A 10,336-nucleotide genomic window follows, 5' to 3' on the forward strand; every position below is an offset into this window, starting at 1 on the left:
TGACCCCCACCTCCGAACGGCGTGCCCCCACCACCAGGGTCACGCCGTTCCGCAATTCCCGGCACCCGCCACCGGGGGCCGGGGGGGCGGGGCCGTCCGGGAGCGGGGCGGGGGTGCGGGGGGCGGCGGCGCTCAGGGTGGGCCCCGCCGCGATCGCCCCTTCGGTGAGGGCGCGGCCGAATCCGCTACTCGCGCCGGTGATCAGCCAGATCTGCGGGGTGCTCATCGAGTTCTCCTCCGTGTGGGTGCCGTCGATGTTTCCCCGGCGCCGAGGTGCCGTCCAATACCCGTTGTGATAACCAAGGGTTATGGATGTCCACGGGCGCGATCTGCGGTACTTCGTCGCGGTCGCCGACCAGCTGAACTTCACCGCGGCCGCCGCGAGTCTCTACATCTCCCAGCCGGCGCTGAGCAAGCAGATCCGCAAACTCGAAAGCCAGGTCGGCGCCTCGCTTTTCGTACGTGCCGCGCGCTCGGTGAGCTTGACCGCCGTCGGGGCGGCCCTGCTGCCGCGGGCGCGGGAAGTCCTCGCCGCCTGGGAAGCGGCTGAAGCCGCCGTGGACGCGGCGAAGGCCGCCGAGCGGGCGGTGCTCTCGATCGGCATCAGCACCAGCCCCGGCCGCGGCATCCTGCCCGCAGTCCGGTCACGCTTCGCGACCAGCTTTCCCGACGCGAAAACCGTTCTACGCCAAGTTGGTTGGGAGGATCCGACCGCTGGTCTCGCCGCCGGGGAAGTCGACGTCGCCTTCGTCTGGCTTCCGTTGGCCGACAGCGCGCGCTACCGCTGGCTGGTGGTGGCCACCGAACCGCGGCTGCTTGCCCTCCCGCGATCGCATCCCCTCGCCGCGCGCGAGACCATCGCCTTCACCGACCTGCTCGACGAGCCCTTCCTCGCCTTGCCGCCCGCGGCGGGCGTGCTGCGCGACTACTGGCTCGCCCTCGATGAGCGCGCGGGCCACCCGCCGGTCATCGGTGCCGAGGTGGCGAGCACGGAGGAGACCTACGAGGCGCTGGTCAACGGTGACGGCGTGGTGCTGCTCGCCACCGGCAACGCCGCGCTGGTCGCCCACGAGGGCGTCGTCACCCGGCCGGTCACCGGCCTGCGTCCCTGCGAACTTGCGCTGGCCTGGCGCCGCGACGACACCCGGCCCCTGGTCCACGGCTACGCGCGGGCGTGCGCCCAGGCGACCGCGCACCGGCGCTGAGTACCGCGCCCGGCGGTTACCTCCGCGCCCGAGCGGAAGGCCGGGCCGCCGGTGAACTCCGGCGACGCGGCCCGTGTCGACCCGATCACATGCCCGCGGCGATGAATCCGCCGATCGCACCACCGATCACGCAGCCGACCACGGCGCCCACCAGGAAGAACCAGATCCCGATGAGGATGCCGATGGCGCAGCCGATTGCGACGCCGGCGACGATGGAGCCGGTCGTCGCTGCCTGATGCAGGCCGAGCACCGCGGGCGCGGTGGCCGCGGCGGCGGGCGACGGTGCGGGTGCGCTGACCGGGGTGAGGGTCAATACCCGCGCGCTGCTGTCGAGAGCGGGCGCCACGGTGACGCTCTGCCCGGTCTCCATGCGCAGCGTCGTCGGAATGGCACCGACCACCGCGCCGTTGTCGGCGAAGACAGTGACCGTGCCGTCGCCGAGTTCGAAGCGACCCGCGACGAGGTCGATGGTCGCCGCCGAATGATCCGCCGCCAGCGTCGTCGTGTAGGCCAGTGGCCCGTCGGTCGCGCTGAAGACCAGATCCCTGCCCACTTGGGCTTGTCCGTTCGCCATGGCCGTGCTGACACCGGTGGCCGCGATGGCGAAGATCGCCGTTGCCACCAGTTTGTTGACGATCATTGTTTCGTCCTTTTGTCCGATACTTTTCGTTGTCGCCCCCCGACAGCGGCACCGGATATCTGGATTATCCGCTCTGCCCAGCGGTGTAGTCCAGAGTGAAAGGCCAGTTCAAAGCGGGTTTCTGGTCTTTTTTCAATGGCGCCCCAGCGCGATGCGCAATTGGCCGAGCAGCACTTTCGCCGCGGGGCCGCCGGGGCGATCGGTGCGCCAGGCCAGCGCGAGCCGGCCTCGAATTCGTGGTTCGACGATGGCGAGGGCGCGGACACCGAACGCGGCGGCCTCCGCCGCGGTGAGCGCGGGCACGACGGCGGTGCCGAGACCGTGGGCGGCCAGCCGTAGCAGCAGTGGGGGAGCGCTGGCTTCGAAGGCGATATCGGGAGTGAAACCCGCTGCGGCACAACTTCTTTCGAAGATGCCACGCAGGCCGGTGCCGCGCGGGAGGCAGCTCAGGCGGCGCTGGGTCAGGGCCGCGAGGCTGATCGTGCCCGCCGACTCGCCGGGGTCCACGGGGGCGTCCAGGGCGACAGCGGCGACCACCGGAACCTCCAGGATCACTTCGAGCCCGATCTCCGGACTCGTCGGGGCCCCGGTCAAACCGATCAGCGCGATGTCGAGTTCGCCGCGTTCGAGGGCGGCGAGCATCCGCTCGGCGGTGTCCTCGGTGAGACTGATGCCGACCTGCGGGTGGTCGTGATGGAAATCGGCCAGGACGGGCGCGATGTCGAATTCGTCGGACGCGGCGCCGGAGATCACCCCGAGGCGGACGTGGCCGCGCAGCAGGCCGGTGAACTCCTGCACCGTCTCGCCGATCCGATCGGCGGCCGCGAGCGCGGCGCGCGCGTGCGTGAGCACCGCCGACCCGACCTCGGTGGGTGTGACGGTGCGGGCGCCGCGATCGAGCAGTCGTTGCCCGAGCTCGCGTTCGAGCTGCCTGATCTGGGCGCTGAGGCCGGGTTGGGTGAGGTGCAGGCGCTCGGCGGCACGGGTGAACCCGCCCTCCTCGACGACGGTCACGAAGTATCGGAGCTGCCGCAGTTCCATCAGCCGACCATAACAACTGATTATCGATATCAGAAGAGCTATCTGTTGTACTTATGGACCGGACGGCGGCATCGTCGATGACATGACCCAGAACGCCCTCCGCACTCCCGATTCCGCCCATTTCACCGGACCGATCTTCGCTCCGGACGATCCCGGGTACGCCGCCGAACTCGCGGGCTTCCAGACCGCCTACACCCACCGGCCCGCGCTCGTGGTCGGGGCTGTCCACGTCGAGGACGTGCGCGCGGCCGTGGAATACGCCGCCCGCCACGACCTTCCGGTGGCCGTGCAGGCGACCGGCCACGGACTCTCGGTGCCCGCCGACGGCGGGGTGCTCATCACCACGGGGCGGATGGACGCGATCACCGTCGATCCGCACACCCGCACCGCCCGCGTCGGCGCCGGCGTGCGGGCGGGCGCGCTGGTCGAGGCGGCGGCCCGGCACGGGCTGGCGCCGCTCAACGGTTCCTCGCCGTCGGTGGGTGTCGTCGGCTACGTGCTCGGCGGCGGCCTCGGCCTGCTAGCCCGCGAATTCGGGTACGCGGCCGACCATGTGCGTTCGATCGACCTCGTCACCGCGGACGGGCGCGTGCGCACCCTGACGCCCGGGGACGAGCTGTTCGGCCACGTGCTGGGCTCCGGCGGCAACTTCGGCGTGGTGACCGGCCTGGAACTCGACCTCGTCCCGGTCACCGAGGTGTTCGGCGGGCAGCTGATCTTCGACACCCCGCTCGTGGACACCGCGCTGGAGACCTGGCGGCAGTGGACCGAGACGGTCCCCGACACCCTCACCTCGACGGTGGCGGTCCTCACCTACCCGGACATCCCGCCGATCCCGGAGCCCTTGCGCGGCAGGCACATCGCCTCGGTCCGCGTCGCGTACACCGGGTCGGCGGCCGAGGGGGAACGCCTCGTCGCCCCGCTGCGGGCGGTCGGCGAGCGGCTGCGCGACGACCTGCGCACCATGCCCTATACCGAGTCCCACACGATCCACAGCGATCCGGATTTCCCGCACGCCTACGCCGCCACCAACGCGCTGCTGTCCGAGCTGAGCGCGGAGGGGCTCGCGGCGCTGCGCGCGCTCACCGCACCCGGCGGGCCGGTCGACGCGGTCGTCGACATCCGGCACCTCGGTGGCGCGCTGGCAAGGGGCGGCGCGGCCACGATCGACCACCGCGACGCCGCCTACCTCGTGCGCGTCATCACCGGCGCCGAGGGCGCCACCGCGCCCGCCGAGCTCGCCGCGGTGCGAGAAGCATTGGCGCCCTGGACGATCGGCCACAGTCTCAACTTCCTCTACGGTGCCGGTGCTGCGGCGGGACCGGAGCAGACCGCCGCGGGCTACGCACCCGAGACCTATGCGCGCCTGGTGGCCGCGAAGTCGGTCCACGATCCGCGCAACATGTTCCGCCTCAACCGCAATATCGCTCCGGCCTAGGAGGTTTCGTCGGCCCGCCTTGTCGATTCGCCCGGTCTCTACTATCTTGGTGATATCACTCAGATATCGGGAGGATGTCATGGAACTGCGGTCCGCTGCCCGCGTCAATGGATTCGTCGTCTTGCTGGGGTGGCTGTTGTTCACCCTCTTGTTCGGCGGTGCCGCCGTGCTGGCGTTCATCTCGGCCGCCAAGCACGACGGTGGCGCGCTCGCCTGGGCGGGTGCGGTGGCCGCGGTGGTCGCCGTCGTCGTCGTGGCGCTGCTCGCCACGGGGCTGATCATCGTGAACCCCAACGAGGCCAAGGTCATCACCTTCTTCGGCCGCTACATCGGTTCGGTCTCCGAGCCCGGGTTCTTCTCGGTGGTCCCGCTCACCGATCGCAAGTCGATCTCGTTGCGGGTGCGCAACTTCGAGACCCAGAAGCTGAAGGTCAACGACGCCGACGGCAATCCGGTCGAGATCGCCGCGGTCGTCGTCTACAAGGTGGTCGACAGCTTCAAGGCGGCCTTCGCGGTGGACGACTACGAGGAGTACGTCGAGACCCAGTCCGAGGCGGCGGTGCGGCACCTCGCGACCACCCACCCGTACGACGCGCACGACGACGACCGCACCAGCCTGCGCGACGGCGCCGAGGTGGCCGAGGAACTCACCGTCGAACTGCGCGAGCGCACCCTCACCGCGGGCATCGAGGTCATCGAGGCCAGGATCACCCACCTCGCCTACGCCCCCGAGATCGCCCAGGCGATGCTGGTCCGTCAGCAGGCCGCCCAGGTGGTCGCGGCCAGAGTCAAGATCGTCGAGGGCGCCGTCGGCATGGTCGGTCTTGCTCTGGATCGCCTCGCCGAGGCCGGCACCGTCGAGCTGGACGAGGAGCGCAAGGCCGCCATGGTCTCGAACCTGCTCGTGGTGCTCTGCGGCGATCGCGCTACCCAGCCGGTCGTGAACACCGGATCCCTCTACGCCTGAGGTCCGATGACCGTGCCGAAGAAGGAACCCAAGAAGGTCCTGCTGCGGCTCGACCCGGCCGTCCACGAGGCGATCGCCAAGTGGGCGGCCGACGACCTGCGCAGCGTCAACTCCCAGATCGAATACGCGCTGCGCCTGGCGCTCGAACAGGCGGGCCGTCGGCCCAGGTGACCTTCGGCGGGCTGTGGATGCTCGATGAACCGGATCGGGCGGTCAGTTGATGCCGAGGACGCGGGAGAGGAGGCGCTGGCGGGTTCTGGTCGAGGACTTGGCGAGAACGGCCTTCACGTGGTCGTTGACCGTGTGCTCGGAGAGCACGAGTTCGGCGGCCAGCTCGTGGGAGTCGAGGCCGGTCGCGAGGAGGGTGAGGACCTGGGACTCGCGCAGGGACAGGCCGTGAGCGCGGGCGAACAGGTCGAGGCGCTCGGTCGCGGTGCTCGGCTCGAGGGCCACGGCGATGTCGTGGTCGCCGATGCGGTCGGCCTTGACCGTGATCCAGCGGTTGCCACCGAGGTGGATCCGGGACGTGGCCGGACCGATCGGCACGCCCGCCTCGGCGGCCAGCAGGGCGGCGCCCGCGTTGTAGACCGAGGCGGGCACCGGCGGGACGGGCTCGTCGGGCGGAAGCAGCCGCAGCAGGGCCGCCGCGGCGGCCGCGGTCTGGGAGCGCACGCGCAGGGCGCCGTCGAGCAGGACCACCGCGGGACCCAGCGGCGGCAGCTGGGCGTCCGGCTCGACGAAGGTGGCGCTGACGGCGCGGCGCAAGGCGACGGTGACGCTGGCGGTCAGCGCGGTGAGTTCGGTGAGTTCTGCTCTGGTGAAAGGGGATTGGTCGACGCGGAGCAGTTCGAGGAAGCCCCAGCAGCCGTAGCGATCGGCGAAGGTGAGCGTGGCCGAGTCGGTGATTCCGAGCGTGCGCTGGGCGGTGCGCCACAGCAGGGAACGATCCGGATCGCCCTCGGTGGCACCGAGCAGGGAGTGGGCGCCGGTGCCGCGCACCGTATCCCAGCGATTGAGTGACGTGAGGTAGCGGGCCCGGATCAGCTCCGGCAGCCCGGACATGTCGAGGCCGGGAACATCGGCGAGCGGAGCCGTCGCGACCGCCGTGACCGGGTCGGTGAGCGCGAAGACATGGCCGCTGAACGGCATCGACAGCCGTATCTCGGCCAGCACGAGCTCACGCAGTCGTTTGGCGGAATGATCCGCGCGGGCCATGCGGCTGACCCGGTCGGCCAAGGCGCTCGGCACCGGGCCAGTCTACGGCGAAACCCCCAGGATCAGGGATGTTCACGGCGCCTGCCCGGGGCCGACACTCGAACCATCCCATTCGGCCCTGCCACGGAGGCGACCATGACCACCACCCTGCACATCGACAACACCGTGCGCGACTACGACACCTGGAAGGCGGCCTTCGATCAGTACGCGCGCTTCCGCTCCGACCACGGCGTGCGCACATACCGGATCGGGCGCGTCGACAGCGAACCCGTCCGTGTCCTGGTCGACCTCGATTTCGACGACCGCGCCGGGGCCGAGGCGTTCCGCGTCGCGCTGTCCGCCGTGCTGGCCACCCCGCGCAGTCGCGCCATGGTGATCAGTCACGAATCCTGGCTGGCCGACGTGGTCGAAGAGCGTGCGTAGGCTCGAGCGACGCGCCCTACGGCGCACGGGGACAACTGAACTCGATCTCGCCGGTAGGTTGTTGCGGTGCCCATCTCATTCGACATTCGTGGAATGCAGCAGTTGGACAGCACGACCTGGGGGGATCCAGCCACTCGTGATGTCGTCGCGATGACCTATGTCCACGGCACGCCCGACCTGCCGGCCCGCCTGCACGATCTGCCGCGACTGCGCAGGCGGCTGGCCGAACACCACGCCAGGACCGGCTGCCTGATCGAGGCGTTCGTGGTGTGGGTCGACAGCCTGCCCGCGCTGCTGCGGGTGGAGAAGACCCGGATGCCGGGCTCACCGGTCGGGCTCGTGTTCGCCGCGTCGATCGTGGTGCCGCGCGACCGGTGCAGCGCCGTCTTCCAGATCATCTGCCCCGAGACGGGCGCGCCGGGGGTGCGCGAGGCCGTCGTCGGCACTCGCGTGCGCCCGGCCGAGATGTACCCGCCGCATCCGTACGCGCCGGGCCTGCGGGGGCGCCTGCCGTACACGCTCTCCGACGACATCCGCTACGACGAGGCCTTTCCCGACCACCCGCTGACCCGGGCCCGCCGCTGGATCGCCGACACGGTGCCCCAGGTGCGCGTCGACCCGAGCTTCGCGGCGCTGCCGGAGTTCTAGCGCGGCTTCTCGGTGACGAAGATGGCCGTACCGGGGAAGATCTGCCCGCGCAGCGGCGACCACTGTCCCCATTCCCGGTCGAGCCATTCGGGCCAGTCCGGCTCGACGATGTCGAGCAGCGTCAGCCCGGCGCCGACGATCTCACGGACACGATCGCCGATCGTGCGATGGTGCTCGACATAGGTCGGCTCGCCGTCGCCGTCGACCTCGACATAGGGCGTGCGGTCGAAGTAGGGGATGGTCGCGGTGAGCCCGCCCCGGCCGGGATCGTCGGGGAAGATCCAGCGCATCGGATGGTTCACCGAGAACACCCAGCGCCCGCCCGGCTTCAGCACCCGGGCGACCTCCCGCATCACCAGCGCGGAGTCGGCGACGAAGGGGACACCGCCGAAGGCCGAACAGGCCAGATCGAACGACGCGTCGGCGAAGGGCAGAGCCTCGGCGCCCGCCTGCACCAGCGGCACCCGCGGCCCACCGCGATCCATCGCCGCGACGCCGCGCACCAGCATCCCCATCGAGATGTCGAGGCCGACGGGATGCGCTCCCTGGCCCGCCAGCCAGCGCGAACACGGCGCCGAACCGCAGCCGATCTCGAGCACGGTGCGTCCGCTCAGTTCGCCGAGGAACGCCATGTCGCCCTCGTGCAGGCCCTCGGGACACCACACGAACTCGCCGCCGGGGGAGTCGACGCCGAGGAAGTCGGCGTGGGTCTGGTGATACTGGTCGGCATCGGCGTCCCACCAGCGTCTGCTGGCCCGCTCGCTGGCCGCGGAACCGATCTTGGTCCGGGCGGTCGCGGTGGTTCCCAGCAGCGCGTTGGCCTGCGCGTGGCGTTCGTCATCGGACACGGCGACCAGGGTATCGGCGTGGTGCGGGGGGTGGTTTGCCCGGCTCGGCAGGCGTGCCGTACGCTGAGGCACGCGAGTGTCTTTCGAGGACCACTGTGCGCCGGGGTTGAATGCGTACGGTATCCGATGACGGAGTCGCCCGTGCTGAGTTCGATCACCAGCAAGTGTGGCGGTCCGTGCGATACTTACCCGGTATCCTTCGTCGCCTCGTCGCGGTGATCTCGCAGCGTACCGAAAGTTCCAATGTCCGCAACCGACCACAATCCGTCCGGAGCAAATCCACATATGCCCACCACCGTCACCTCGCCGCAGGTAGCCGTCAACGACATCGGCTCCGCCGAGGATTTCCTCGCCGCCATCGACGCCACGATCAAGTACTTCAACGATGGCGACATCGTCGAGGGAACCATCGTCAAGGTCGATCGTGACGAGGTCCTGCTCGACATCGGTTACAAGACCGAAGGCGTCATCCCCTCCCGCGAACTCTCCATCAAGCACGATGTCGACCCCAACGAGGTCGTTTCCGTGGGCGATGAGGTCGAGGCCCTGGTTCTCACCAAGGAGGACAAGGAAGGCCGCCTGATCCTGTCGAAGAAGCGGGCGCAGTACGAGCGCGCGTGGGGCACGATCGAGGAGCTCAAGGAGAAGGACGAGGCCGTCAAGGGCACCGTCATCGAGGTCGTCAAGGGCGGCCTGATCCTCGACATCGGTCTCCGTGGCTTCCTGCCCGCCTCGCTCGTCGAGATGCGTCGTGTCCGCGACCTCCAGCCGTACGTCGGCAAGGAGATCGAGGCCAAGATCATCGAGCTCGACAAGAACCGCAACAACGTGGTCCTGTCGCGCCGCGCCTGGCTCGAGCAGACCCAGTCCGAGGTTCGTTCCGAGTTCCTGCACCAGCTGCAGAAGGGCCAGGTCCGCAAGGGTGTGGTCTCCTCGATCGTCAACTTCGGTGCCTTCGTGGACCTGGGCGGCGTCGACGGTCTGGTGCACGTCTCCGAGCTGTCCTGGAAGCACATCGACCACCCGTCCGAGGTCGTCGAGGTCGGCAACGAGGTCACCGTCGAGGTTCTCGACGTCGACCTGGACCGCGAGCGCGTCTCCCTCTCGCTCAAGGCCACCCAGGAAGACCCGTGGCGTCAGTTCGCCCGGACCCACGCCATCGGCCAGATCGTGCCCGGCAAGGTCACCAAGCTGGTTCCGTTCGGTGCGTTCGTGCGCGTCGAAGAGGGCATCGAGGGCCTGGTCCACATCTCCGAGCTGGCCGAGCGCCACGTCGAGGTCCCGGACCAGGTTGTCGCCGTCGGCGACGACGCGATGGTCAAGGTCATCGACATCGACCTGGAGCGTCGCCGGATCTCGCTGTCGCTGAAGCAGGCGAACGAGGACTACCACGCCGAGTTCGACCCGTCGAAGTACGGCATGGCCGACAGCTACGACGACGCGGGCAACTACATCTTCCCCGAGGGCTTCGATCCCGAGACCAACGAATGGCTCGAGGGCTTCGACAAGCAGCGGGAAGAGTGGGAAGGCCGCTACGCCGAGGCCGAGCGTCGCCACAAGATGCACACCGCGCAGATGGAGAAGATGGCGGCCGACGCCGCCGCCGAGGCCGCCAACGGCGGTGCCACCTCGGGCAACTACTCCTCCGAGAGCGGCTCGCAGGCCTCCTCCGGCCCGGTCGAGTCCGCCGGCGGTTCGCTCGCCAGCGACGCGCAGCTCGCGGCTCTGCGGGAGAAGCTCTCCGGCAACGCCTGATTCGGGTAGAGCAGTACCGAAGGGCCCCCGCCCCCCCGCCCCGGGGGGGGGGGGGGGTTAGGGGGGGCCCCCCGGGGGCCCCCCCCCCCCCCCCCAACAGCCGGCGGGCGGCGGCGGGAGACGCCGGCCCCCCCGGGGGGGGGGGGGGGGGGGGAC

The 10,336-nt window shown here is 70.0% G+C and carries 11 protein-coding genes and 1 pseudogene; 7 read left to right on the top strand and 5 right to left on the bottom strand.

Annotated features, from left to right (window positions below):
- Positions 1-226 (bottom strand): annotated as a pseudogene (locus QH270_RS28410) (hypothetical protein); the annotation flags it as partial.
- Positions 227-308: 82 nt separating this feature from the next.
- On the opposite strand from QH270_RS28410, the gene QH270_RS28415 reads away from it, so the two are divergent.
- Entirely contained in the window at positions 309-1,205 is an 897-nt protein-coding gene (locus tag QH270_RS28415) for a LysR family transcriptional regulator (RefSeq protein ID WP_280347119.1), read from the top strand.
- Between the two features lie 85 nt (positions 1,206-1,290).
- On the opposite strand, the gene QH270_RS28420 is transcribed toward QH270_RS28415, so the two are convergent.
- Both QH270_RS28420 and QH270_RS28425 read right to left on the bottom strand, forming a co-directional pair.
- Complete coding sequence (locus QH270_RS28420; RefSeq protein WP_280347121.1) at positions 1,291-1,845, bottom strand: hypothetical protein; 555 nt, start codon at positions 1,843-1,845, stop codon at positions 1,291-1,293.
- A 132-nt stretch (positions 1,846-1,977) separates the two neighbouring features.
- Complete coding sequence (locus QH270_RS28425; protein ID WP_280347122.1) at positions 1,978-2,886, bottom strand: LysR family transcriptional regulator; 909 nt, start codon at positions 2,884-2,886, stop codon at positions 1,978-1,980.
- A gap of 82 nt (positions 2,887-2,968) precedes the next feature.
- On the opposite strand from QH270_RS28425, the gene QH270_RS28430 reads away from it, so the two are divergent.
- From QH270_RS28430 to QH270_RS28440, 3 genes are all read left to right on the top strand, one after another.
- Entirely contained in the window at positions 2,969-4,324 is a 1,356-nt protein-coding gene (locus QH270_RS28430; protein ID WP_280347123.1) for an FAD-binding oxidoreductase, read from the top strand.
- Between the two features lie 79 nt (positions 4,325-4,403).
- Entirely contained in the window at positions 4,404-5,291 is an 888-nt protein-coding gene (locus tag QH270_RS28435) for an SPFH domain-containing protein (protein ID WP_280347125.1), read from the top strand.
- A gap of 6 nt (positions 5,292-5,297) precedes the next feature.
- Positions 5,298-5,462, top strand: coding sequence for a hypothetical protein (locus QH270_RS28440; protein ID WP_280347127.1), 165 nt, complete (start codon positions 5,298-5,300; stop codon positions 5,460-5,462).
- A gap of 42 nt (positions 5,463-5,504) precedes the next feature.
- On the opposite strand, the gene QH270_RS28445 is transcribed toward QH270_RS28440, so the two are convergent.
- Complete coding sequence (locus QH270_RS28445; RefSeq protein ID WP_280347129.1) at positions 5,505-6,539, bottom strand: helix-turn-helix transcriptional regulator; 1,035 nt, start codon at positions 6,537-6,539, stop codon at positions 5,505-5,507.
- A gap of 102 nt (positions 6,540-6,641) precedes the next feature.
- On the opposite strand from QH270_RS28445, the gene QH270_RS28450 reads away from it, so the two are divergent.
- Positions 6,642-6,929, top strand: coding sequence for a hypothetical protein (locus tag QH270_RS28450; protein WP_280347131.1), 288 nt, complete (start codon positions 6,642-6,644; stop codon positions 6,927-6,929).
- 93 nt (positions 6,930-7,022) lie between these two features.
- Positions 7,023-7,577 (top strand): hypothetical protein, encoded by a 555-nt coding sequence (locus QH270_RS28455; protein ID WP_280347133.1) that lies wholly within the window; start codon positions 7,023-7,025, stop codon positions 7,575-7,577.
- Here QH270_RS28455 and QH270_RS28460 read toward each other — a convergent pair.
- Positions 7,574-8,425, bottom strand: coding sequence for a class I SAM-dependent methyltransferase (locus tag QH270_RS28460; RefSeq protein WP_280347135.1), 852 nt, complete (start codon positions 8,423-8,425; stop codon positions 7,574-7,576). The genes QH270_RS28455 and QH270_RS28460 overlap by 4 nt on opposite strands.
- A 285-nt stretch (positions 8,426-8,710) precedes the next feature.
- Here QH270_RS28460 and rpsA point away from each other — a divergent pair, with 285 nt between their 5' ends.
- Complete coding sequence (gene rpsA / locus QH270_RS28465; protein WP_280347137.1) at positions 8,711-10,180, top strand: 30S ribosomal protein S1; 1,470 nt, start codon at positions 8,711-8,713, stop codon at positions 10,178-10,180.
- The last annotated feature ends 156 nt before the right edge of the window (positions 10,181-10,336 follow it).

Origin of the sequence: Nocardia neocaledoniensis (genome assembly GCF_029868625.1) — a bacterium.
Taxonomy (GTDB): domain Bacteria; phylum Actinomycetota; class Actinomycetes; order Mycobacteriales; family Mycobacteriaceae; genus Nocardia; species Nocardia neocaledoniensis_A.